Origin of the sequence: Paenarthrobacter sp. PAE-2, assembly GCF_026013155.1 — a bacterium.
Classification (GTDB): Bacteria; Actinomycetota; Actinomycetes; order Actinomycetales; family Micrococcaceae; genus Arthrobacter; species Arthrobacter ureafaciens.
On sequence record NZ_JAPDNV010000011.1, the window covers coordinates 99958 to 123640 of the forward strand.

20 protein-coding genes are annotated in these 23683 nt (G+C 64.5%); 14 read left to right on the top strand and 6 right to left on the bottom strand.

Features of this window, described 5'->3' with window-relative positions; genetic code table 11:
- Window positions 1–218 precede the first annotated feature (218 nt).
- Window positions 219–1277 carry a serine hydrolase domain-containing protein gene (locus OCL88_RS09480; RefSeq protein WP_264962339.1) on the top strand — a complete coding sequence of 353 codons (1059 nt, stop codon included), beginning with the start codon at window positions 219–221 and terminating at the stop codon, window positions 1275–1277.
- 18 nt (window positions 1278–1295) lie between these two features.
- Here OCL88_RS09480 and OCL88_RS09485 read toward each other — a convergent pair whose 3' ends face one another.
- Both OCL88_RS09485 and OCL88_RS09490 read right to left on the bottom strand, forming a co-directional pair.
- Window positions 1296–1910: a nucleoside/nucleotide kinase family protein gene (locus tag OCL88_RS09485; RefSeq protein WP_264962340.1), complete on the bottom strand. Its 615-nt coding sequence runs from the start codon at window positions 1908–1910 to the stop codon at window positions 1296–1298.
- A gap of 18 nt (window positions 1911–1928) precedes the next feature.
- Window positions 1929–2678, bottom strand: a complete 750-nt coding sequence (locus OCL88_RS09490; protein ID WP_264962341.1) for a dienelactone hydrolase family protein — start codon at window positions 2676–2678, stop codon at window positions 1929–1931.
- A gap of 213 nt (window positions 2679–2891) precedes the next feature.
- Between OCL88_RS09490 and OCL88_RS09495 the strand changes: the two genes are divergently transcribed.
- The gene (locus tag OCL88_RS09495) at window positions 2892–4607 is read left to right on the top strand and encodes a thiamine pyrophosphate-binding protein (RefSeq protein WP_264962342.1); all 1716 of its coding nucleotides are present in this window, start codon (window positions 2892–2894) and stop codon (window positions 4605–4607) included.
- Window positions 4608–4677: 70 nt separating this feature from the next.
- On the top strand, window positions 4678–5553 hold the full coding sequence (locus OCL88_RS09500; RefSeq protein WP_264962343.1) for a PaaX family transcriptional regulator C-terminal domain-containing protein: 876 nt from the start codon (window positions 4678–4680) through the stop codon (window positions 5551–5553).
- A 94-nt stretch (window positions 5554–5647) separates the two neighbouring features.
- Here OCL88_RS09500 and OCL88_RS09505 read toward each other — a convergent pair whose 3' ends face one another.
- Entirely contained in the window at window positions 5648–6046 is a 399-nt protein-coding gene (locus OCL88_RS09505; RefSeq protein WP_021472237.1) for a RidA family protein, read from the bottom strand.
- 142 nt (window positions 6047–6188) lie between these two features.
- On the opposite strand from OCL88_RS09505, the gene OCL88_RS09510 reads away from it, so the two are divergent.
- From OCL88_RS09510 to OCL88_RS09560, 11 genes are all read left to right on the top strand, one after another.
- A complete protein-coding gene (locus tag OCL88_RS09510) occupies window positions 6189–7025 on the top strand; it encodes a fumarylacetoacetate hydrolase family protein (protein ID WP_264962344.1) in 837 nt (278 codons plus the stop codon).
- A 53-nt stretch (window positions 7026–7078) separates the two neighbouring features.
- Window positions 7079–7561: a cupin domain-containing protein gene (locus OCL88_RS09515; RefSeq protein ID WP_062096795.1), complete on the top strand. Its 483-nt coding sequence runs from the start codon at window positions 7079–7081 to the stop codon at window positions 7559–7561.
- Between the two features lie 2 nt (window positions 7562–7563).
- Complete coding sequence (locus OCL88_RS09520) at window positions 7564–8436, top strand: acyl-CoA thioesterase (protein ID WP_264962345.1); 873 nt, start codon at window positions 7564–7566, stop codon at window positions 8434–8436.
- A 56-nt stretch (window positions 8437–8492) separates the two neighbouring features.
- Entirely contained in the window at window positions 8493–10193 is a 1701-nt protein-coding gene (locus OCL88_RS09525; protein ID WP_264962346.1) for an AMP-binding protein, read from the top strand.
- Between the two features lie 14 nt (window positions 10194–10207).
- Complete coding sequence (locus tag OCL88_RS09530; RefSeq protein WP_264962347.1) at window positions 10208–12598, top strand: bifunctional salicylyl-CoA 5-hydroxylase/oxidoreductase; 2391 nt, start codon at window positions 10208–10210, stop codon at window positions 12596–12598.
- Window positions 12599–12600: 2 nt separating this feature from the next.
- Window positions 12601–13959 carry an MFS transporter gene (locus OCL88_RS09535; protein WP_069696503.1) on the top strand — a complete coding sequence of 453 codons (1359 nt, stop codon included), beginning with the start codon at window positions 12601–12603 and terminating at the stop codon, window positions 13957–13959.
- Window positions 13937–14407, top strand: a complete 471-nt coding sequence (locus OCL88_RS09540; protein ID WP_264962348.1) for an acyl-CoA thioesterase — start codon at window positions 13937–13939, stop codon at window positions 14405–14407. The genes OCL88_RS09535 and OCL88_RS09540 overlap by 23 nt, the downstream gene beginning before the upstream one ends.
- A 239-nt stretch (window positions 14408–14646) precedes the next feature.
- On the top strand, window positions 14647–17049 hold the full coding sequence (gene ppsA, locus OCL88_RS09545) for a phosphoenolpyruvate synthase (RefSeq protein ID WP_264962349.1): 2403 nt from the start codon (window positions 14647–14649) through the stop codon (window positions 17047–17049).
- A complete protein-coding gene (locus OCL88_RS09550; RefSeq protein WP_021474581.1) occupies window positions 17050–17892 on the top strand; it encodes a pyruvate, water dikinase regulatory protein in 843 nt (280 codons plus the stop codon).
- A 171-nt stretch (window positions 17893–18063) separates the two neighbouring features.
- Complete coding sequence (locus OCL88_RS09555) at window positions 18064–20286, top strand: catalase (protein ID WP_319951649.1); 2223 nt, start codon at window positions 18064–18066, stop codon at window positions 20284–20286.
- Between the two features lie 130 nt (window positions 20287–20416).
- The gene (locus OCL88_RS09560) at window positions 20417–20893 is read left to right on the top strand and encodes a pyridoxamine 5'-phosphate oxidase family protein (RefSeq protein ID WP_179013819.1); all 477 of its coding nucleotides are present in this window, start codon (window positions 20417–20419) and stop codon (window positions 20891–20893) included.
- A 51-nt stretch (window positions 20894–20944) separates the two neighbouring features.
- Here the strand turns inward: OCL88_RS09560 and OCL88_RS09565 are convergent, their stop codons facing one another.
- From OCL88_RS09565 to hpaD, 3 genes are read right to left on the bottom strand one after another with little or no spacing between them, the layout of a single operon-like run.
- Window positions 20945–21718, bottom strand: coding sequence for an HpcH/HpaI aldolase family protein (locus tag OCL88_RS09565; RefSeq protein WP_264962350.1), 774 nt, complete (start codon window positions 21716–21718; stop codon window positions 20945–20947).
- Window positions 21703–22488, bottom strand: coding sequence for a 2-oxo-hept-4-ene-1,7-dioate hydratase (gene hpaH, locus OCL88_RS09570; protein WP_264962351.1), 786 nt, complete (start codon window positions 22486–22488; stop codon window positions 21703–21705). The genes OCL88_RS09565 and hpaH overlap by 16 nt, the downstream gene beginning before the upstream one ends.
- Before the next feature lie 2 nt (window positions 22489–22490).
- Window positions 22491–23582, bottom strand: coding sequence for a 3,4-dihydroxyphenylacetate 2,3-dioxygenase (gene hpaD, locus OCL88_RS09575; protein ID WP_264962352.1), 1092 nt, complete (start codon window positions 23580–23582; stop codon window positions 22491–22493).
- Window positions 23583–23683 lie beyond the last annotated feature (101 nt).

Below are 23683 nucleotides of genomic sequence, written 5' to 3' on the forward strand. Positions count from 1 at the left end.
TGTGAGGGTACTGACAACAGCCCGGGCGTGCGCGATACTATGCCCATGGGCGCTGGGTCGAGCCCTGGCACTGCTTTTGATTACTGGTTCTTCGAACGGCTGGTCTTTCAATGAAACCGCCGACCCGTTTGCTGGTCCTTCCCGCCATCCTGATGGCGCTGATACTTTCCGGGTGTACGGGCTCCGAACCGGAGCCGGCCCCCTCGCAGAGTTCACTCATGGCAACGGATACGTTGGACTACGCCATGACGTCCTTCATGAATGAGGATGCCGTAGCCGTTCTGGCTGAGGTCCGGTGGCCGGGCGGGGAGTGGTCAAAATCGTACGGAGTACGTGACCTGGACAGCAAAGAACCCGCCCGGCCCGACGACAGGGTTCCTGTAGCCAGCGTGACGAAGACCATGACCGCCGTATCGGTGCTGAAACTGGTCGATGAAGGGCTCATCGGGTTGGAGGACCCGGTCAACGGCATGCTGGAAGCCTTTCAAGCCGGGCTGAAGCCGCCCGGCCCGATCACCCTGCGGCAACTGCTCTCCCATACCTCAGGCATGCCGTCGTACGGAGAGGCTTTGTACAAAGGCATTGACGACCTGGTCCCGGTGTCCAACCAGCGGTTGTCCCTGCACCGCGTCATGGAACTCACCAGCACTTTGCCGTGGGAAGCGAGGATGGTGGGCTCGTTCCGCTATTCGGATTCCAACTACGCAGCGCTGGGACTTATCCTGGAAAAACTGCGCGGCAAGCCTTTCGCCGAAGTCCTGAGGAACGACGTCGTTGAGCCGCTGGGTCTGGATAAAACCACGGTGGACGACCCCCTGGTCGCAGCCCCGGACCTCGTGAAGGGGTACGTCACCATCAAGGGGCATCGGGAGGAAGCGGGAGTCACCCAGGAACAACTGGGTTCGCCGTCGCATGGCGTAGTTTCGTCCGTACCCGACGTCAACGATTTCCTCGCCGGGCTTTTCACGGGCCGCCTGATCTCAGCCGGCGCCTTGGCGGAGATGAAGAGGCCGGTTGTGGGCCCCTACGGTCTGGGGTTGTTCGAATGGTCTGAGGACTGTACGGGCGCTCCGCGCTATTTCGCACGCGGCGACTTATTCGACTTCCAGACCGTTGCCCTTAGCTCCGCCGACGGGCGCTACCAAGCGACGATGACCGTGGCTTCCCCGCCTGCCCCGACGCCCTTCGAAGATCCTGACGTGGAAAGGGAGCGGGCACTCTGGAGCGACCAAATGAGGTCAGCTTTGCTCGAGGCCATGGATCGGCTCTGCCAGTAGCAATCCGCCCCCTGGAGATCATGCTGACCAGTGAATGATCAGGTCGGCGTCGGCCTTGGTCGATTCGATGAACTGCGCATTGGTTTCATCGGGCCCGTTGGCCCACGCTTCAGCGGCGGCAGGGTCCATGCCGGACGCTATGTGCCGTTCGATGAGCCGCGGGATTCGAGTCTCTGGAGGCGTCTCGACGAACCAGGCCGCATCAAGGCAGGTGCGCACCTTGCCCCATCGGCCTTCGGTGGCCAGAAGGTAGTTGCCCTCAACAAGGACGTATTTGACGGAGCTTGCTATGGCTATCGATGCGGCGATCGGTTCCTCCAGCCCCCTGCGATAGGCCGGCGCATAGATGACATCCTCGTCGTTGCGGCGGAGACGCTCGAGGAGCGAAAGGAACCCGCCGACGTCGAAAGTGTCGATGGCTCCCTTGCGGTCGCGGAGCGGAGTGCCGTCGATGAGCGGGGTGGCGAGGTGGAAGCCGTCCATGGGGACGACCACACTTGCGTCGCCCAACTGTTGGCTGAGGCGTCCGGCCAGTGTGGACTTGCCGGTCCCGGGAGGGCCGGCGATCCCGATGATTTGGCGATCGGCGGCACGGCTGCGAATTCGGTCCGCGAGGCCTGCCGCGGTATCCAAGACCTTTGTCTGCACGGCTTAGCGCTTGAGGGTGCTGTCGAGGAGGGTCCGCAACTCCTGGAAGTGCCGCTCGGTTGCCGCGTCGTGGAAGGCCGACGTGTCCGCCATTGTGTAGCCGTGCCGCGCCCCTTCATAGATCTCGTTCGACGCCTCAAGTCCGGAATCCGCCAAGGCTTTCCCAAGGAGGGCCACAGCCTCAGGAGTCATGCTGGGGTCCTTGTCGGCGTGGCCGAACACGAATCGGGCGCGGGCGTTGACCAACCCCAAATGCGGACTGTCCGCCTCGTCAGTGGCCAGGCCACCGCCATGGAAACCTCCGCAGGCGGCCACTTTTTGTGGGTGCAGGTTGGCAGTACGGACGGCCAACCTGGCGCCCATGCAGTACCCCGTGGTTCCGATAGGCCCGGGCTTGACGCCGTCCAATCCGGCCAACGCGGATACCCATGCATCGATGTCCGGCTCCGCCTTGGCCGATGTCAAGCGGCCCACGCGGGGGAAGGCGATCTTGCCCGCAGCCGTTCGGCCCTCCTGGGTCCTCATGTCTCCGGCCGGCGCGAGGTCGGCTATGGTCCCTTCGCGGTAGAAGACATTCGGCGCCAGCACAACATAACCCCAGTCCGCAATGCGTTGGGCCATTTCCTCGATGCGCGGGCGCAGTCCGAACGCGTCCATGTAGAAGATGACGCCGGGAAATTCTCCGTCCCCGGTTACCGGTCGGGCGACAAAGGCCTCGGCGCTGCCGTCAGCGGCAGGAACATTGATCAACATGGGTTCACAGTATCGGAGGGCTGCGGGTGTTCCGGGTCAGACTCCACATCCGGAAATGTGTCGATCTATTGACGCTCGTAAAAAATGCACTATAACCTGAGTGGATACGTATCAGGGGCCAGCGCCGCAGCCTGAGGTGACTTTCACGGACCGGCGCCTGTCCGGAGTCCACTTGCTGTCCAGTTTCACATGCTATTCAAAGGAGAAAAGTCCATGACTGTTGTGACCAGCAGGCCGGAAGAGAACGGCGCACAAGCAGTGGGCCTTCCAGTGGCCGCACCCCGGAACGTCAGTGAGCTTGTTGGCTACACGCTCGCCCGGCTTGGGGCCGGGCATGTCTTTGGAGTAGTGGGCAGCGGAAACTTCGTGGTGACCAATGCGCTGCGCCGGGCGGGTGTTCCGTACACCGCCGCCCGCCATGAGGGCGGCGCTGCAACCATGGCCGACGCCTATGGACGCATGTCCGGCAAGGTAGGAGTCGTTTCCACGCACCAAGGGTGCGGTTTGACCAACGCCACCACCGGCATCGGAGAGGCGGCCAAGAGTCGAACGCCAATGATCGTTGTCACGGCAGACACAGCAGGCTCCGCCATTGGCTCGAACTTCAGGATTGACCAGGACGCGTTGGCCCGGAGCGTCGGTGCTGTGCCGGAGCGGATTCATTCACCCGCCAGCGCTGTCGCGGACACCGTCCGCGCCTATAGGACCGCCGTCAATGAACGCCGCACGGTGGTCCTGTCCCTTCCCACGGACATCCAGGCCGCACCCGTTCCGGACGGACTGGCCGAGGTTGATCCCTTGCCCCTTCCCCAGCGCATTGCCCCCTCGGCGGCAGCTGCCGGGGAACTCGCCGCTCTCATCCGCAAAGCAAAGCGGCCCGTGTTCGTCGCCGGTCGGGGCGCCCGCGGAGCCGGTCCCGAAATTGCCGCCCTCGCGGAGGCGTCAGGGGCACTCGTGGCGACATCCGCCGTCGCCCATGGGCTATTCCATGGCGACCCTTACAACCTGGGTATTTCCGGCGGTTTTTCGTCGCCGTTCACGGCCGAAACCATTTCGGGCGCCGACCTGATTGTCGGCTGGGGGTGTGCCTTGAACATGTGGACCATGCGGCACGGGTCCTTGATCGGGGAAGCGGCCACGGTGGTCCAGGTAGACGTGGAGGACCGGGCCCTCGGCGCCAACCGCCCCATCCACCTTGGCGTGCTCGGCGACTGCGGGGAAACCGCAGCTGCGGTACTTGCAACGCTGCAGTCGGCGCAATACCACGCGGTTGGCCTGCGCACCCCGGACATGGCCCGGCAGATTGCCGAACGCTCCCGCTGGAACACCGAACGCACGGAGGACCTGTCCACGCCCGATGCCATTGACCCCAGGGTGTTGAGCCGGGCGTTGGACGGAATCCTCCCCGCGGACAGGATCGTTTCGGTCGACTCCGGTAACTTCATGGGCTATCCCAGCGCTTACCTCGCCGTCCCGGACGAGTTCGGATTCTGCTTCACGCAGGCCTTCCAGTCGATCGGGTTGGGCCTCTATACGGCTATTGGAGCAGCCAAAGCCCGGCCGGACCGCTTGCCGGTCCTCGGCGCGGGCGATGGCGGGTTCCTCATGGCAATCTCCGAATTGGAGACCCTGGTCAGGGAACGCATTCCCCTCGTGGCAGTCGTGTACAACGATTCGGCCTACGGCGCCGAGGTGCACCACTTCGATGCGGACGACGCTGACCTTGACGTCGTGCGTTTTCCGCCGGTGGACATTGCATCGATCGCCCGCGGCTACGGCGCCGCAGCGATCACGGTCCGGACCGTCGGAGACCTTGCCGGCGTTGAGGAATGGCTTTCAGGGCCGCGGGATGTGCCCTTGGTGATCGACGCTAAAATCGCTTCCGATGGAGGCGCCTGGTGGTTGGCGGAAGCGTTCAAAGGCCACTGAACATCAAGACCGGCGCGTGTGAAATATGCTGGTGAGGACCACGGCCCCAACAGAATCGAAAGCTACTCCGGTGATTGAGGTTCCCGCACCTGCGCTGCCCCAGCAGCAGCTCATCCTGACCATCTATGGTCTCTACGGGCGCCGCGCAGGCGGGCAACTGCCAATCTCCGTCCTGATCCAGATGCTGGGCGACCTCGGCCATGACGCACCTGCGGTCCGATCTGCTGTTTCCCGCCTCAAGGCCAAGGGCGTGCTGGCCAGCGTCAAGGGCGGGGGATTGGCCCGTTACGAGCTGTCGGACGCGTCCCTGAAGCTGATCAGCGAAGGCGACGAGCGCATCTTCGCTCCAGCCCGGGCCAATCCCGGCGCACCGTGGGTCCTGGCCATATTCTCCGTCCCCGAGTCAAAGCGGGAACGGCGCCACCAATTGCGTGCGGAGCTCACCAGGCTCGGTTTTGGCTCCATGGGAGCCGGAGTGTGGATTGCTCCTTCCGGGGTGCGCGAAAGCGCGCAGCAGCGCCTCGAGGCCCGCGGGCTGGACAAATATGTGGAGTTCTTCACCGGCGACTACTCCTCGGAATCGGACATGAGGTCCAAGGTGGCCCAATGGTGGGATCTTGAGGCCTTGGGCAATCAGATTTCACAGTTCATGGACACCTTTGGCGGTTCGCTGGAGGAATGGACCGCGCTGGTGGGCGAGGATCCCGGAGCGGCGTTCGCTGCGTCGTCACCGGAGCTGCGCCGGAACGCCTTCCGTTACTACGTGCCGATGCTCACCTTGTGGCGGCGTTTGCCCTACCGGGATCCCGGGCTTCCCCTTGAGTACCTGCCGGTTGGATGGCAGGGTCCCGAGGCGCGCAGGATCTTCTTCGGCGTTCACCGCCTGATCGGGCCGATGGCCGAGAGCTACGCGATGTCCCTCGTGGAAGAAGCCGAAGCGGCCTGAATCACGACAAAGAGGATCCGGTAAGCCGTAGGGCTTGCCGGATCCTCTTTGTGGTGCGGGATCTTCCGTCGTGCGGGATCTTCCGTGCAGTGCCTCAGCGGTCGGCGATGACGGCGATGGCCTGGATCTCGATCATTGCTTCTTTTTGCCAAAGGCGCGTGACGCCGATGCCTGCCATGGCAGGGTACTGCGAGCCGGCCATCTCCCGCCAGATACGCCCGATCTCCCGGCCATTGGCCATGTAGTCGTCCACGTCCGTGAGGTAGATGGTGACGTTGACCAGGTCCTCGGGCTGCCCTCCGGCTTCCCGCAGGGTGGTGAGGACGTTCGAAAACGCCTGGGTGAACTGTTCGACGATGCCGCCGGGGACGATGTTCATGTCCTTGTCCAAGGCGGTCTGGCCGCCCAGGAAGACGGCGTTCCCGGCGAGAATGCCGTGGGCGAAGCCTGATGGTTTGGGCAATGACTCCGGGTTGATGGTCTTGTGCGCCATGCTGTTCCTCCTCGTTGTGGCAGCCGCAAAAATTTCTGAAAAGCCCCTGTGCAGATCAATTCCGCCGTGCTACGTTGAGCATATGTGACGATCGTAAAAAAGTCGACACATCACGTCTCGAAACCCCGAAGGGACAGAATCCATGAAACTTGCCACCCTGCGAACCTCCGGCGGACGTACGACGGCGGCACTCGCTACGGGCGACGACACCTACGTGGCGCTTCCGGCCAGTGACGTCGGTGCATTCCTTGGCCTCGAAAACTGGCGGGCCCTAGCGGAATCCGCGGAGGGGGAAGCCATGACGGCACCCGACTTCGCAGCGCTTCTTCCCCATGCGGGCAAGGTGATCTGCTGCGGGCTCAACTATGGCGACCACATCCAGGAGATGGGCCGGGAGCTTCCCGAGTACCCCACGCTGTTCGCCAAGTACGCGGACACGCTCCTGGGTGCAAACGACGCCGTGGAGATCCGCGGCAGCGGCCGCGTCGACTGGGAAGCCGAGCTCGCCGTCGTCGTCGGTTCTGAGCTGTACCAGGCCGACGTTGACCAGGCACGCGAAGCGATCGCCGGGTACACGGTGGCCAACGACGTGTCCATGCGCGACTGGCAGAGCCGGACGCTGCAGTGGTTCCAAGGCAAGGCCTGGGACGCCACCACTCCCGTGGGGCCCGTCATGGTCACCCCGGACGAGACCGGTGAAGAATTCCAGGTCCGCGGGTACGTCAACGGAGAGCTGGTGCAGGACGGCAACACCCGGACGCTCGTTTTCGGTCCCGCGCAGCTGCTGTCCTACATTTCCCAATTCACCGTCCTTCGCCCCGGCGACCTCGTCCTCACCGGGACACCAGGGGGAGTGGGCATGGGCATGAACCCGCCGCGCTTCCTGCAGGACGGGGACACCCTGGTCACCGAAATCGACGGGATCGGACGGCTGGAGAACACGTTCCGCATCCACGCGCCCGTCCCTGCAACAGCCTGAACTGCAACAGCCTGAATCCCAGAAGCTTGTAAAGAACCCAGAAGGAGAACTCCATGAGCCAGGCCACCACCGACTACCGCCTCGAAGGCGACAACTCCATCTACGCCCAGGCGGACGGCAAGGTAGTTCCTGTCGTCACCCGCGCGGGAGAAGAGGACACCAACACGGCCCAGTCCGGTGACTGCATCCGTGTTTCGGGCGTCAGCATCCAGCACACCCCGGCAACCAAGATCTGGTTCGGCCAGGTGTCCAACGTTCCCGGTTACCGTTCCCTCCCGCACCACCACGGCGAAGCGGAAACGGGCGGCTACGTCCTCCGCGGCCACGGCCGGATCTACTTCGGCGAAAACTACTCAGAGTTCATCGACATGAAGGCCGGCGACTGGGTCTTCGTGCCCCCGTTCATGCCCCACGTGGAGGCGAACATGTCGGTCACCGAGGAACTTGTGTGGCTGACCGCCCGCACTCCGGAAAACCTCGTGGTCAACCTCGACGACGTCCCGGACGAGACCCTCGCCGACTACCGCCGGGCATAACCATGATCACGGGAACCCTGACGTCGGAAACCTTCCTCCGCGCCGTAGACCTCACCGCTACGGACGCGCAGGTCTTCGATGAAGCCTACGAGGCAACCACCCAGTACGTGCCGTGGCCCAAGGCCTATGGCGGGGACATGGTTGCCCAGGCCGCAGCCGCAATGATGCGCTCGGTGGACGCTGACCGGCAGTTGCATTCCATGCACAGCTATTTCATGCGGCCCGTGGATATCGGTTCCACCGTCCGGTACGAGGTGGAACGGCTGCGGGACGGCCGCGGTTACTCCACCCGAACCGTGCGGGGTTTCCAGAACGGCAAGCCGGTCTATGCTGCCATGGGATCGTTCCAGGTCCCCGAAGACGGACCCGGGTTCCAGCCCGAGGCGCCTGCCGCCGTCGAGCCTGAATCGCTGCGCACAGCCGAAGATGCGCTGGCAGGCGTGGAAGGCAAGGCAGCCGAGTACTGGGCAACCGGGCGCAGCTTCGACATGCGACACATTCCCGGTCCGCTGTACGTCCAGCTGGAAGGCGGCACCGCTCCGCAGCAGGCGATCTGGGTGAAGGCGTTCGATGCCTTGCCCGACGACCCGAACCTCCAGCGCACCGCCCTCGCGTACGTCTGCGACTACACCATCCTGGAACCGCTTCTCCGGGTCAACGGCCTCAACTGGTCCAGCCCCGGACTCGCCACCGCCAGCCTTGACCACTCCATGTGGTTCCACCGCGACGGACGCGTGGACGACTGGGTGCTCTACGCCCAGGAAGCCGTCTCCGGCCAAAGCAACCGCGGCCTCGCCATGGGCCGCTTCTTTGACCGCCAAGGGCGGCTCCTGGCCACCGTCGCCCAGGAAGGCATGATCCGCGCGGGCGCGTAATAAGCCCCCGCACCACCAACCCCAGCCCCAACGACGCACCACTGAAAGGAACGGCCATGAGCATGTTGCCATCGGCCCACGTGGACACGTTCACCCGCGACCACCTGCCGTCCGCCAATACCTGGCCGGCGTTCGAATTCACCCTCCCCGAACTGAACTACCCGGAACGGCTCAACGCCGCGGCCGTACTGATCGACGACGCCGTCGCCCGGTACGGTGCCGGGCGGCCGGCGCTCCGTACCCCCGACGGCGAAGTCTGGACCTACGGCGAGCTGCAGACCCACGCCAACCAAGTGGCCCAGGTGCTCACGGAGGACCTCGGTGTGGTCCCCGGCAACCGGGTGCTCCTGCGCGGACCCAACAACCCGTGGATCGTCGCGGCCTGGCTCGGTGTCTTGAAGGCCGGCGCCGTGGTGGTCACCACCATGCCCATGCTGCGCTCCACCGAGGTGGCCACGATTATCGGGCTCACCAAACCGGTGGTCGCCATCTCGGATCACCGGTTCGTGGACGAACTCGCGGTCGCGGCAGGGGAGGACGTCACCGTCCTGACCTACGGTGCTGAAACGGAAACGCACGACGACGGCGACCTCACCTCCCGCTGCTTGCGCAAGAGCGGGGAGTTCACCGCAGTGGACACCGCGTCGGACGACGTTGCCCTGCTGGGACCGACGTCCGGCACCACGGGCGTGCCCAAGGTGACCATGCATTTCCACCGGGACATCCTGGCCAACGCGGACACCTTCGCCCGGTACATCCTGGAGCCTACCGAGGATGACGTGTTCGCCGGCTCGCCTCCGCTGGCTTTCACTTTCGGCCTCGGCGGACTCGTGGTCTTCCCGCTGCGGTTCGGCGCGTCGGCCCTGCTGACCGAGAAAGCCGGGCCCGTCGAACTGGCCGAGCGTGCAGCAGAGGCCGGTGCAACCGTCCTGTTCACCGCCCCCACCGCGTACCGTGCGATCCTCAAGGAGAACCGCGGCGACCTCCTGAAGAGCCTCCGGGTTGCCGTCTCCGCGGGGGAGCACCTGTCCAAGGAAACCTGGGAAGCCGTTCACGAGGCCACCGGCCTGCGCCTGGTCAACGGAATCGGTGCCACGGAAATGCTGCACGTTTTCATCTCCGCGGCCGGGGACGATATCCGCCCCGGCACCACGGGCAAAGCCGTACCGGGCTACCGGGCCACCATCCTGGACCAAGAGGGTAAGGAACTTGGCCCCGGCCAGACCGGTCGCCTTGCCATCATCGGCCCCACGGGTTGCCGGTACCTGGACGATCCGCGGCAGCTGAACTACGTGGTGAACGGCTGGAACGTCACGGGGGACACGTTCTCCATGGACGAGGACGGGTACTTCACCTACCAGGCACGCTCGGACAACATGATCGTCTCCTCCGGGTACAACATCGGCGGCCCCGAGGTTGAAGCAGCCATTGACCAGCACCCTGACGTTGTCGAGAACGCAGTCATCGGCATCCCGGATGAGCAGCGGGGCAGCATCGTCTGCGCGTTCGTTGTGCTGCGTGAAGGCGTCACCGGCGACGCCGGCAAGCGCAAGGAAATCCAGGACTTCGTCAAGCGCACCATCGCCCCTTACAAGTACCCGCGCGACGTCCGGTTCGTGACCGAACTGCCGCGGAACCCCAGTGGAAAGCTGCAGCACTTCAAGTTGCGCGATCGCGTCCGTGCAGAGGACGCCTCAGGGGTTTCCACCGCGGGGAACACCCAACAACTCACCGCCGCAGGCCAGAGCCAGGCGTAGAAGGAGCAAACACCATGAAGATCGCAATCGTCGGAGGCGGCCCGGGCGGCCTGTACTTCGCAGCATTGATGAAGCAACTGGATCCGTCCCATGACATCACCCTCTGGGAACGGAACGCCGCGTCCGACACCTTCGGGTTCGGCGTCGTATTCTCTGATGAAACCTTGGGCGGAATCGGCAACGCAGACCCAGTGGTGGCCGAGTACATGAGCCGCCGGTTCGCCCGCTGGTCCGACATCGACATCCACTTCCGCGGCGAAATGATCACCGTGGGCGGCCAGGGTTTCGCCGCCATGAGCCGCAAGGAACTGCTGGAACTGCTCCAGCGCCGCTGCATCGAACTCGACGTCGACGTCCGCTTCAGCACCATGGCGCCCGTCATCGAGGAGCTCGAGGCCAACTACGACCTGGTGCTGGCCGCCGATGGCGTCAACTCCCAGATCCGCGCCAAGTACGCTGACGCGTTCGGCCCGGACCTGGACCCCCGCACCAATAAATACATGTGGCTCGGCACGGACCAGGTGTTTGAGGCCTTCAAGTTCTTCGTGAAGGAGACCGAGTGGGGCGTCATGCAGATCCACGGGTACCCGTACTCCGATGAAGGCTCCACGTTCATTGTCGAGATGCATGAGGACGTCTGGCACGCCGCGGGCTTCGATCAGACCGCCAACGAGGTCTTCCCTCCGGGTGTTTCCGATGAGAAGGCCATCGCCAAGATCCGTGAGATCTTCGCCGAGGAACTCGCCGGCTACGAGGTCCTTTCCAACAACTCCAAGTGGCTGAACTTCAACACGGTCCGCAACCAGAGCTGGCGCAAGGGCAACGTGGTCCTGGTGGGCGATGCCGCCCACACGGCGCACTTCTCCATTGGCTCCGGCACCAAGCTGGCCATGGAGGACTCCCTCGCCCTGGCTGCCTGCCTCCACGAGCACCCCACGGTGGCAGAGGCACTGGAGGCCTACGAAACCGAGCGGCGACCCGTGGTCGCTTCCACGCAGCGTGCCGCGCAGGCTTCGCTGGAGTGGTTCGAACGCATCGGCCAGTACAAGGACCAGGACCCGACGCAGTTCGCCTTCAACCTGCTCACCCGCAGCCGGCGCATCACCCAGGAAAACCTGCGCCTGCGCGATCCTGAGTTTGCCGACGCCGTGGACCGCAACTTCGCAGAGTCCCAGGGGCTCACCGACGTCGCCCCGGCCATGTTCCAGCCGTTCCGTATTGGCGAACTCGAACTGAAGAACCGCATCGTCGTCTCCCCGATGGACATGTACTCCGCCACGGACGGCATCCCCGGCGATTTCCACAAGGTCCACCTCGGCTCCAAGGCCCTGGGCGGCGCCGGACTGGTCATGACCGAAATGGTGTGCGTCTCCGAAACCGGCCGCATCACCCCGGGCTGCAGCGGCCTGTACACCGACGAGCAACGGGACAGCTGGAAGGAAATCGTCGACTTCGTCCACGCCCGCTCCACCGCCAAAATCGGCGCCCAGCTGGGACACTCCGGCCGCAAGGGCTCCACCAAGCTCATGTGGGAGGGCATCGACCAGCCGCTCGAGTCCGGCAACTGGACCGCCGTCGGGCCGTCCGCCCTGCCGTACGGCCCCGACAACCAGACCCCGGTGGAACTGGACCGTGCCGGGATGGACGCCATCAAGGCCGAGTTCGTCGCTGCCACGCAGCGGGCCGACGAAGCCGGCTTCGACCTCCTGGAGATCCACGCAGCCCACGGCTACCTGCTCTCCTCCTTCCTGTCGCCCGTTTCCAACCAGCGCACCGACGAATACGGCGGCAGCCTGGAAAACCGGCTGCGGTTCCCGCTGGAAGTATTCGACGCCGTTCGCGCGGCGTGGCCTGCCGGCAAGCCTTTGACCGTGCGCATCTCCGCCACCGACTGGATCGAGGGCGGCAACACCTCCGACGATTCGGTGGAGATCGCCCGGGCCTTCGTTGCCCACGGTGCTGCCGGCCTGGACATCTCCACCGGCCAGGTGGCCAAGGAAGAAAAGCCCGCCTTCGGACGCAGCTACCAGACCCCGTTCGCCGACCGTATCCGGCAGGAAGTCGCCGCTCCGGCAGGCGTGGCAGTGATCGCCGTCGGCGCCATTTCCAGCTACGACGACGTGAACTCGATCCTGCTTGCGGGCCGAGCCGACCTCATCGCCCTTGGCCGCACGCACCTGTACGATCCCCAATGGACCCTGCACGCAGCAGCCGAGCAGGAATACCAAGGCCCCGGCGCCCAGTGGATTCCGCAATTCCGCGCCGGACGCCGCAAGCCACCGAGCTCACGCACCGATGCCGTACGTCCCCGCCTATCTCTCTTGAAGGAGCCCGATGCCCAAGAAACCACCAGCCACCTCCGCTGGACGCCCGCTTCCGCTGCAGCATCGGTCCTGGTGAAGTAGCCATGGCCGCCGCCCCCGTCAACACCTGGAACGTGCCCAAGCGCACCACAGGCGTAGTGCTCTTCTGCTGCTGGCTGGCGATCCTCGCCGAAGGCTACGACGTCGGCGTGCTGGGAGCTGTCCTCCCGGCACTGGCCGAATACAAGGAATGGAACCTTTCCCCGCTGGCATTGGGCGGCTTGGGTTCCTACGCCCTGATCGGCATGCTGATCGGCGCCTTGTTCATCGGCACCCTGAGCGATCTGGTGGGCCGCAAGAAGATGCTGCTCGCCTCCATGATCATCTTCACCGTCACCCAGGCAGGTGCCGCCTGGGCACCGACTCCGGAACTCTTCGGGTTCTTCCGCCTGGTCGGAGGGCTCGGCATGGGCGGCGTGATTCCCGTTGCCGCAGCCTTGACCATCGAATACTCGGCACCCAACAAGCGCTCCTACAACTACGGCCTCATGTACTCGGGCTACTCGCTGGGGATCGTGGCCGCTGCGCTTGCCGCGCTCCTCGTCCTCCCCATGGGTGGTTGGCGGATGGTCATCGCGATCGGCGCTGCCCCTGTGGTGCTGCTGCCGGTGATCTGGAAGTTCCTGCCGGAATCGCTGGAGTACCTGGAGTCCAAGGGTCGCGGATCCGAGGCAAAAGCCCTGGCCGCCAAACTGGGGATCACCGATTACAAGCCCGTCGTCCCGGTGGCACCCACTGCCGCCCAGGCCGCCGACCCGTGGTGGAAGACGATCACCACCATGTTCTCCATGCGGTACCTCCGCTCCACGGTGTTCTTCTGGATTTCGCTGTTCTGTGGCCTGCTTTTGGTCTACGGCCTGAACACCTGGCTTCCGAGCATCATGAAGAAGGCCGGCTACGACCTCGGTTCCTCCCTGACCTTCCTCCTGGTCTTCAGCCTCGCCTCGGCAATCGGCGGCCTTCTCCTGGGCCGGGCTGCGGACAAGTACGGCAAGAAGCTGATCCTGGTGGTCTTCTACATCCTCGGTGGCCTGGGCATCATGCTCCTGGTGTTCCCCAACACCATGGTGGTGAACCTGCTGTTCGTGGCCTTCGCCGGCATCGGCTCCATCTCCACGTCGCTGGTCCTCACCGGTTACATCGCCGACTACTACCCGGCGAAGGTCCGCGGTACGGCCACGGGCTGGGCCCTCAGCTTCGCCCGTCTCGGTGCCATCTCCGGACCATTGATCGGTGGCTGGATTGCCGGGTCGAAACTTCCCTTTGAAGCCAACTTCGCCATCTTCGCAGGTATCGCGGTCCTGGCGGCGGTCGCCGTTGCACTGATTCCCAAGCCGCAGCCGGAGCAGCCCGTGGCCGCGGAGGACCCGGACGGCCGAAATGCCGCAATCGGTGCCCGATAAAGCGCGCCTGGTCCGCGAAGACACCTACGTGGAAGGGGGACCGGAGGCAAAGGTAGAGCGCATCGTCGAATGGGTGGACACCGATGCCTCCGGCCACCAACACAACTCGGCCGTCCTGCGCTGGGTGGAGTCCGCCGAGGCTGAGTTGTTCCGGAATCTCGACCTCCCGGAGTACTTTCCCAGTGCACCCCGGGTCCAACAGGTCATCAACTACAAAGCGAAACTGTGGTTCGGGCAGCGCGTGACCGCAACAGTGCGGATTGCGGCCCTGGGCCGGACCTCCATGACCATGGAGTTCGAAGTCCGTGGGCATTCCGCCGGTGCGGCAGGGGACGCGGGGGAGGTTGCCGCCTTCGGCTCCGTCACCACCGCGCACGTCCCGCCCGGCGCCACTTCGGCCCAACCCTGGCCGGAACACTTCGTTGCTGCGGTCAGGGCCGGAGCGTAACAATTCCGGGAAGCTGAACCGGCAAAAAGCCCGACGTCGGCACCCAACCCGGGTGCCGACGTCGGGCTTTTCCCCATTACCGGGCAGGCCCCCGACGCAACAAGTCATGTCCGCTTCATGACGTATGCGTTAAGTTGCGCTGATCACATGAGTTTGCTTCCGGGGGCTTGGTCCCCACAGTCTTGCATCACCCTATTTTTCAGCGCTTGTCAGCGCGTGCCCAACGAAGGACACCATTTATGACTGACGTTCTCTGGTTTTCTGATCTTGGCTTGTCCGACCTTGACCAGGTTGGCGGCAAAAATGCTTCCCTCGGCGAAATGGTTCGCAACCTCGCCTCCGCGGGAGTAAAAGTTCCGGACGGTTTTGCCACGACGGCGGACGCTTACCGGCGTTTCCTCAGCGAATCCGGCCTGGACGGCAGGATCGAGGCCATCATTGCGGGGCTGGACAGCGGCGACGTGGCCGCTTTGGCCCGCGTTGGCCAGCAGATCCGTGACTTGATCCGTGAAACACCGTTCCCGGCCGGTTTCGAAGAAGAAATCCGCGCCGCATACCACCGCCTGACCGCAGAGCATGGCGACGATGTGTCCTGGGCTGTGCGCTCGTCCGCCACGGCCGAAGACCTTCCCGACGCCTCCTTTGCCGGCCAGCAGGAAACCTTCCTTAACATCCGGGGCATTGAGAACATCCTGGTTGCCATCAAGGATGTTTTCGCTTCGCTGTACAACGACCGCGCGATTGCCTACCGCGTCCACCACGGGTTCACCCACTCGGAAGTGGCGTTGTCGGCCGGCGTGCAGCGCATGGTCCGTTCGGACGTCGGGGCATCCGGCGTGATGTTCACCATGGACACCGAATCCGGGTTCAATGACGCCGTGTTCGTTACCTCGTCCTACGGACTTGGTGAGGCCGTGGTTCAGGGCGCCGTGAACCCGGATGAGTTCTATGTCTACAAGCCTGCCCTTGCTGCGGGCCGGCCGGCCGTGCTGAAGCGCGGCCTGGGTGACAAGGCCATCCAGATGGTCTACACCGAATCCCGCGAGGTTGGCAGGACCGTGGACTTCATCCCCGTCCAGCCGGACCTGCGGAGCAAGTTCAGCCTGAACGACGCCGAAGCTGAGCAGTTGGCCCGGCACGCCATGGCCATCGAGGCGCACTACGGACGCCCCATGGACATCGAGTGGGGCAAGGACGGCGTGGACGGGGAGCTCTACATCCTGCAGGCCCGCCCGGAAACGGTGGAGTCCCGCAAAGCGGCCGGTTCCGTCTCCCGCTACACCCTCGCCGAGCGTTCCACCGTGCTGGTGGAAGGCCGCGCCATTGGCCAGCGGATAGGTGCAGGGCAAGTGCGCGTCCTGTCCTCCATCGACCAGATGGCATCCTTCCAGGAGGGCGACGTCCTGGTAGCAAACATGACCGACCCAGACTGGGAACCGATCATGAAGAAAGCCGCCGCGATCGTCACGGACCGTGGCGGGCGCACATGCCACGCCGCCATCATCGCCCGCGAACTGGGCATCCCCGCCGTCGTCGGAACCGGGTACGCATCCCAGATCCTCAAGGACGGCACACCGGTCACGGTGTCCTGCGCCGAAGGTGAAGCCGGCCTGGTGTACGAAGGTCTGCTCGAGTACACCCTCCAGGAAACGTCCCTGGAGACCATGCCCGAGGCGCCCGTGAAGATCATGATGAACGTCGGTACCCCGGAGCAGGCGTTCAGCTTCGCCCGGCTCCCGCACCACGGTGTGGGCCTGGCCCGGTTGGAGTTCATCATCAACCGCCAGATCGGCATCCACCCCAACGCCCTGCTGGCCGTTGCCGGGGACATTGCGCGCCCGGCGTCCCTGGATGATTTCACCGTCAGGCAGATCCGCGAGAAGATCGCGGCCTACGACGGACCGCGGGACTACTACGTGCGTCGCCTGGCCGAAGGTATCTCCACGATCGCCGCCGCGTTCGCGCCGGAAACAGTGATCATCCGGCTCTCGGACTTCAAGTCCAACGAGTACGCCAACCTGATCGGCGGCCCGGCGTTCGAACCCGAGGAAGAGAACCCGATGATCGGGTACCGGGGCGCTTCCCGGTACTTGTCGGAGTCCTTCCGGCAGGCGTTCGAGCTCGAGTGCGAGGCCCTCAAGTACGTGCGGAACCAGATGGGCCTGAGCAACATCAAGCTCATGGTTCCTTTCGTGCGGACCTTGGACGAAGCCCGCGGCGTCATCGACCTGCTGGCGGAGAACGGGCTGCGCCGCGGCGAGAACGGGCTGGAGATCGTGATGATGTGCGAACTTCCCGCCAACGCGCTCCTGGCCGATGAGTTCCTGGAGTACTTCGACGGGTTCTCCATCGGTTCCAACGACCTCACCCAGCTCACCCTGGGCCTGGACCGCGACTCAGCCCTGGTGGCCGATGGCTTCGATGAGCGGAACCCCGCTGTCACCAAGCTCCTGGAAATGGCCATCAGCGCCTGCCGCGCCAAGGGGCGGTACGTGGGCATCTGCGGCCAGGGCCCCAGCGACCACCCGGACTTCGCGGAGTGGCTGCTGGCGCAGGGAATCAGCTCGATCTCCCTGAACCCTGACGCCGTCACCGAAACGTGGCTGCGCCTGGCACGCACGGGTAACCGCGCGGCGCTGTAGATGACGGACACGCATGCCGTGGGAGCGGGCTCCGCGCCCGCTCCCACGGTGTTCTTTCTCTCCGACAGCACCGGCATCACCGCCGAGACCCTCGGTAACACGCTGTTGACGCAGTTCCCGGCGCACAGGCTGGAACGCCGGACCATCCCGTTCATCACCACGGTTGAACAGGCCCGCGCGGTGGTCCACGGCATCAACCGGGTGGCGGCTTCGGGCACCCGGCCGCTGGTTTTCTCGACGACGGTCAATCCGGAGGTGCGTGCTGTCCTCGCCCAGAGCGCAGGGCGATTCTTCGACCTCTTCGACGCGCACATCGGCCAACTGGAAGACGCGTTGGGCACTGCCGCCAGCGGCGCTCCCGGGCAAGCGCACGGCGTCGGGGACGCTGTTCGCTACCAGTCCCGCATGGCCGCGGTCGAGTACGCGATAGAGCACGACGACGGCCAGTCCCTGCGGGCCCTGGAGCGTGCCGAGCTGATCCTCATAGCGCCTTCGCGTTGCGGCAAGACCCCCACCACCATGTATCTGGCATTGCAGCACGGCATCCTCGCGGCGAACTTCCCCCTGGTGGAGGAAGACTTCGACACGATGTCGTTGCCCAAACCGTTGCTGGCGTTCGCGGACAAGTGCTTTGGCCTCACTTCCCAACCCGTACGGCTGAGCCAGATCCGCCAGGAGCGCCGCCCCGGCAGCAACTATGCCTCGCTGCAGCAATGCAGTTTTGAACTCCGGAACGCTGAGGACATGTATCGGGCGAACAACATCCCGTACGTGAACTCGGCCACGATGTCGGTGGAGGAAATCTCGGCCACGGTGCTCCAGCGGATGCAGCTGCATCACTGATCCGTCGGGGCGCTTACTCGGCGAGCTGACGTGGGGAGCTGACCTGCCACCAAGACTGCTCCGCGCCGCGTGGCTCCATTGCGGTGCCGGCAGGGGACCCCTAGGGTAGTAAGGAAGCTTAGCTTTTTAGCTGGGCTGCCGGCTTTGCCACATACCCAAGGAGAACCCATCGTGCCAAACGAAGACAACGTCCGGATTCCCGGCGCTCCGTCAAGTGAGCCCGCAAGCGTGGAAGAGCCAGCCGGTCCCCGTGAACCATTGCCGCCCAAGCCTGATCAGCAGGCCCCCGAGGCTGTCTCGCCCACGGGTAGCCCCACAGGTGCGCCGGCAAACGCCCGGGCCCAGTCCGGCCAGTACCTGACAACTGCCCAAGGGCTGAGGCTCGCCGACACGGACCACTCACTCAAAGCGGGTTCACGCGGGCCCACCCTGCTGCAGGACCACCATCTGCGCGAAAAGATCACGCACTTCGACCACGAACGGATCCCGGAGCGCGTAGTCCATGCCCGTGGAGCCGGCGCACACGGCGTCTTCCGTTCTTACGGCACGGCCTCGAAGGTGACCAAGGCCGGCTTCCTGGCTGCCGACGTCGAAACGCCGGTCTTCGTGCGGTTTTCCACCGTACTGGGTTCACGGGGTTCGGCGGATACTGTCCGCGACACCCGCGGATTCTCGACGAAGTTCTATACGGATGAGGGCACGTACGACCTCGTAGGCAACAACATCCCCGTCTTCTTCATACAGGACGGCATCAAGTTCCCGGACATCGTGCACGCTGCCAAGCCCCACCCTGACCGGGAGATCCCGCAGGCCCAGAGTGCCCATGACACCTTCTGGGACTTCGTGTCACTGCACACCGAAGCCCAGGCCCACACCCTGTGGAACATGTCCGACCGGGGCATCCCGCGGTCCTACCGGACCATGGAGGGATTCGGTGTCCACACCTTCCGGTTGGTGAACGCAGACGGCGAAACCACGCTGGTCAAGTTCCACTGGAAGCCCAAGCAGGGTGTCCATTCACTGGCCTGGGAGGAAGCCCAGATCATCAACGGCATGGACCCCGACTTCCATCGCCGGGACCTGGCCGACGCCATTGAGGCGGGTGCCTATCCCCAGTGGGAACTGGGCATCCAGGCGTTCCCGGACACCGAGGACCAAATGTTCGAGGGCATCGACCTCCTGGACCCCACCAAGTTCATCCCGGAGGAACTCGCCCCGGTCCAGCCGATCGGCCTGATGACCCTGAACGCCAATCCCACCAACTACTTTGCCGAGACGGAGCAGGTCGCCTTCCACCCGGGACATCTGGTGCCGGGTATCGATGTGACGAATGATCCGCTGCTCCAAGTGCGGCTCTTCTCCTACCTGGACACCCAGATCTCCAGGCTGGGCGGGCCGAACTTCGCGCAGCTGCCCATCAACCGGCCGCACGCTCCGGTCAACGACATGCTCCGTGACGGGATGCACCAGACGGCGGTCCACTCCGGCGTGGCTCCTTACCACCCGAACTCACTCGATGGCGGATGCCCGTTCATGGCGGGGCAGGACGTCGGGGCGTTCGTGGAGGTTCCCGAAGAAATCGCTGAGGCCATCAAGGAGCGCCGCAACCCTGCATCCTTTGATGACCACTACAGCCAGGCCCGGTTGTTCTTCCGGAGCATGACACCGGTGGAGCAGGACCACATCATCCAGGCCTACACTTTCGAGCTCGGCAAATGCTATGAAGCTGCTGTCCGGGAGCGGCAATTGATGGCGTTGGCCAACATCGACGCCGGACTGTGCGAGGCCGTCGCCAAAGGCCTTGGCATGCCGGTTCCCGGCGCCACGGTGGATGTCCCCGACTCCGAGCCCAGCCCGGCGCTGTCCCAGTTGGGCGGCACATGGCCCGTCGCAGGCCGCGTAGTGGGGATTGTGGCCGACGCAGGCAGCGATCTTTCGTTGGTGGCTGCGGCCCGTGAAGCGCTGGAATCAGAGGGCATCGTACCGTTGCTTGTTGCGCCGGTGGGTGGCCACCTCCAAGCGGACGACGGTCCTGCCTTGACGGTCCAGCGGACTTATCTGACGGCGCGGTCCACCGAGTTCGACGCCCTCGTCCTGGTAGGCGGAGCTTCGCCGGCTCCGGACGCCATGCCCGCTCGGGACGCCAAGGCGGGGGAGCCCGGAGCCACGGTGGACCCCCGCGTCGTGCTTATGGCCTCGGAAGCCTTCCGCCACGGCAAGGCAATCGGTGCGTGGGGTTCGGGAGCTTCCTGCCTCGATGCTGCGGGCATACCCCAGGACGCTCCGGGGATCGTGGCCGGGGATGACCCGGGCGCAGTGATCCCTGCCCTCCAGGAGCTCTTGTCCACGCACAGGGCCTGGGAGCGGTTCCCGGCTGCGGGAGCGTCAGCCTAGCGTCCGCCTGCCTCCAGGGGAGTCACGACGGCGGGTGGTTGCCATATCGGCGACCACCCGCCGTCGGCATTAGGTGAATCGCGACGTCAAACCCTACTCACTCCGGGGTTCAAGCACTAGGCTCAACGCCATGGAGAACACTGCTTCAGTACAAGACACCAAAGAGCTCAGCGTCCATGACTGCTGGAAGTACCTGCAATCCACATCGGTCTGCAGGATCGGCCTTGTCATCGATGGAAACCCCGAGATCTTCCCCCTTAACTTCGTCTCCAATTACGGAACGATCATTTTCCGCATCGGGGAAGGCACCAAGGAGGCCGCTCTACGGGGCGGGTCGCGCGTGGCACTTGAGGCAGACGGTTTCAACAGCTACGGAACCATTGCCTGGAGCGTGATCGTCAAGGGCAATGCCGAGTTCGTTTCGGACCCGAACGAGATCCAGGAAGCCGTGGACTCGGGACTTTCCCCCTGGCAACCGGGCAGCAAGGACATCCTGGTGAGGGTGACGCCGTCGGACATCAGCGGCCGCAGGTTCGTCATCAACCCGCCCAGCCAATGGCGGCCGAATGTTGATCCGGAGACCTTGCCGGAGGAACAGCGGTCCTAGGTCACAACATCCGGTCCGGTGGCGGGGCATGCGCCCCGCCACCGGCGGCTGCTAGCGAATGAACTTCTCCGCAAGCCCCTCCGAAGCCCGGGCCAGGATCGAGACGTCGGCGCCTACCAGCACGAACGAGGCGCCGGCGTCGAGGTAGGACCTTGCGGTTGCTTCGTTGAAGGCGTTCACGCCGGCCGGTTTGCCCGCCGCTTTGGCGGCTTCAAGGCAATGCTCGACGACGGCCCTCACCAAGGGATTCTCCTGCTGTCCCAACAGGCCCATCGAGGCGGCGAGGTCGGAGGGGCCAAGGAAGATCCCGTCTACCCCGTCCACGGCGAGGATTTCTTCGACGGCGGATGCTGCCGCCTCGGATTCGATCTGGACCGTCAGGCTGATGCTGTCCGAAGCGGTGGCGAGGTAGTCCGGGATGCGGTTCCAGCGCGCCGAGCGGGCCAGTGCGGACCCGACGCCCCGGACCCCGTGCGGCGGGTAACGGACGGCGGCCACCGCGGCGGCTGCTTCGAAAGCGGAGTTGACCATGGGAATCATGAGGTTCTGCACGCCAAGGTCCAGGTATTGCTTAATCACCACGGTGTCATTGACCGGTGGCCGGACCATGACCTGGATCGGGTAGCCGCTGGTGGCGTGGAGCTGGGCAAGAATTGATTCGAGGCCGTTGGGGCTGTGTTCGGCGTCGATCAGGAGCCAGTCCAAGCCGGAGCCGGCGCAGATTTCGGCCACCAACGGGCTGCCCGAACACACCCACATTCCCACCAGGGGGCGGTCCGAGTCCTCCAGGACTGTGTAGAACCGGGGGTCTAGCTGAAGTGGCATGTCACAACTCCCAGGGGTCCGTAGTCGGCGTGGACGGTATCGCCTTTGTACACCCACAGGGGGCGGGTGAAGGAGCCGGCGAGGATGATGTCCCCGGCTTTCATGGAGTCGCCGTGGGCTGCGATCTTGTTGGCCAGCCAGTGGACCCCGTTGGCCGGGTGGTCCAGCACCCCGGCCGCGACTCCGGTCTCTTCCACGGTTTGGTTCTTGTAGAGGATGGCCGAGACCCAGCGAAGGTCGACGGCGTCGGGCTTCACGGGGCGCCCGCCGATGACCATGGCGCCCATCGCGGCGTTGTCCGAGATCGTGTCCACGATGGTCCGGCCCTCCATTTCGATCCTGGAGTCCAGGATCTCCAAGGCAGGAACCACGTAGTCGGTGGCGTTGAGGACATCGAAGATGGTGCAGCCGAGTCCCTTGAGGCCGTCCTTGAGCACGAACGCAAGTTCCACCTCCACCCTCGGGTGGGTGTACCGGTCCCATTCCACGGAGCAGCCGGTTTCGAAGACCATGTCATCGAAGATCGCTCCGTAGTCCGGTTCGGTGATGCCGGTGGCAGCCTGCATGGCCTTGGACGTCAGGCCGATCTTCCGTCCTACCAGCGTGCGGCCGGCTTCCTCGTTGCGTTGCTGCCACAGCTTCTGCACGGCGTAGGAATCCTCCACCGTCATCTCCGGATAGCGCGCGGTCAGGCGTGGGACCGGTTTGCGGTTCCGGCCCGCCTCGAGGAGTTCGTCGGCAATGGCTTCGATTGTCCGGGCATCCAACATTCTCAGACCTGCGCTCCCAATTTGAATCCTGCGGCTCCGGTGGCCTCGTCTGGTCGCGTGTAGGAGAAACCATCGGCCCCGACCGTCACTGCCATTTCGGACTTCTCTTCGCGCTCGATGACCGGCTGCGGATTGCCGTCCAGGTCCAGGACCAGGGAGGCTTCGGTGTACCAGGACGGGACCACGGGGTTGCCCCACCAGTCGCGGCGTTGGTTGTCGTGCACGTCCCAGGTGACGGTGGGGTTGTCAGGATCGCCGGTGTAGTAGTCCTGGGTGTAGATCTCCACGCGGTGGCCGTCCGGGTCCAGGATGTAGAGGTAGAACGCGTTGGACACACCGTGGCGGCCGGGGCCGCGTTCGATCCGGTCACTGATACGCAGGGCACCCATCTTGTCGCAGATCTGGATGATGTTGTGCTTCTCGTGGGTGGAGAACGCGATGTGGTGCAGGCGGGGTCCGTTGCCGCCGGTCAGGGCGGTGTCGTGCACGGTCTGCTTCCGGTGCATCCACGCCGCGTACGTGACGCCGTCGGAATCCTTAATGTCTTCGGAGACCCGGAAGCCAAGGTCCTCCAGGTACTTGCGGCCGCGGGGAACATCCGGGGTGACCTGGTTGAAGTGGTCCAGGCGGACCAGCTCACCCGCGGAGTACAGGTCGTAGCGTTGGGTGAGGCGTTCGACGTGCTCAACCTCGTAGAAGAACTCGTACGGGAAGCCCAAGGGATCCTCCACGCGGACGGAATCGCCCACGCCCTTGGTGAAGCCTTCCTTGCGGCGCTCCACGCGGCAGCCGAGTTCACGGTAGTAGGCCTCGGCGGCATCCACCTCGGCGGGGGACTTCACCCGGTAGGCGAACGCGGCAGCCGCGGCCACGGGGCCCTTGCGCAGGACCAGGTTGTGGTGGATGAACTCCTCGAAGGAACGCAAGTAGATGGTGTTCTCGTCTTCCTCGGTGACGTGGAGGCCAAGGAGGTCCACGTAGAACGCGCGGGACTTTTCCAGGTCCGTGACCACGAGTTCGAGGTAGGCGCAGCGGACGATGTCCGGAGCCGGAACAGCCGGGGTGGGGATGGGGCCGGTGAAGGGAGTAGTCATGATGGTCTTTCTTCGTCGAAAGGATGGTTGTGGGTACCCAACTGGGTCGCATTTGTGCGCGTTTTGGGGGCTGAAAACGCGCTCTATTGCGACCTGGTTGG

Bases quoted from the DNA above. Each gene is read 5' to 3' on its own strand.
- hpaD (WP_264962352.1), bottom strand. From the start codon at position 23,582: ATGACTACTCCCTTCACCGGCCCCATCCCCACCCCGGCTGTTCCGGCT.
- OCL88_RS09520 (WP_264962345.1), top strand. From the start codon at position 7,564: ATGATCACGGGAACCCTGACGTCGGAAACCTTCCTCCGCGCCGTAGAC.
- OCL88_RS09495 (WP_264962342.1), top strand. From the start codon at position 2,892: ATGACTGTTGTGACCAGCAGGCCGGAAGAGAACGGCGCACAAGCAGTG.
- OCL88_RS09490 (WP_264962341.1), bottom strand. From the start codon at position 2,678: ATGTTGATCAATGTTCCTGCCGCTGACGGCAGCGCCGAGGCCTTTGTC.
- OCL88_RS09505 (WP_021472237.1), bottom strand. From the start codon at position 6,046: ATGGCGCACAAGACCATCAACCCGGAGTCATTGCCCAAACCATCAGGC.
- OCL88_RS09515 (WP_062096795.1), top strand. From the start codon at position 7,079: ATGAGCCAGGCCACCACCGACTACCGCCTCGAAGGCGACAACTCCATC.
- OCL88_RS09540 (WP_264962348.1), top strand. From the start codon at position 13,937: ATGCCGCAATCGGTGCCCGATAAAGCGCGCCTGGTCCGCGAAGACACC.
- OCL88_RS09480 (WP_264962339.1), top strand. From the start codon at position 219: ATGGCAACGGATACGTTGGACTACGCCATGACGTCCTTCATGAATGAG.
- OCL88_RS09550 (WP_021474581.1), top strand. From the start codon at position 17,050: ATGACGGACACGCATGCCGTGGGAGCGGGCTCCGCGCCCGCTCCCACG.
- ppsA (WP_264962349.1), top strand. From the start codon at position 14,647: ATGACTGACGTTCTCTGGTTTTCTGATCTTGGCTTGTCCGACCTTGAC.
- OCL88_RS09525 (WP_264962346.1), top strand. From the start codon at position 8,493: ATGAGCATGTTGCCATCGGCCCACGTGGACACGTTCACCCGCGACCAC.
- hpaH (WP_264962351.1), bottom strand. From the start codon at position 22,488: ATGTTGGATGCCCGGACAATCGAAGCCATTGCCGACGAACTCCTCGAG.
- OCL88_RS09510 (WP_264962344.1), top strand. From the start codon at position 6,189: ATGAAACTTGCCACCCTGCGAACCTCCGGCGGACGTACGACGGCGGCA.
- OCL88_RS09560 (WP_179013819.1), top strand. From the start codon at position 20,417: ATGGAGAACACTGCTTCAGTACAAGACACCAAAGAGCTCAGCGTCCAT.
- OCL88_RS09535 (WP_069696503.1), top strand. From the start codon at position 12,601: ATGGCCGCCGCCCCCGTCAACACCTGGAACGTGCCCAAGCGCACCACA.
- OCL88_RS09565 (WP_264962350.1), bottom strand. From the start codon at position 21,718: ATGCCACTTCAGCTAGACCCCCGGTTCTACACAGTCCTGGAGGACTCG.
- OCL88_RS09530 (WP_264962347.1), top strand. From the start codon at position 10,208: ATGAAGATCGCAATCGTCGGAGGCGGCCCGGGCGGCCTGTACTTCGCA.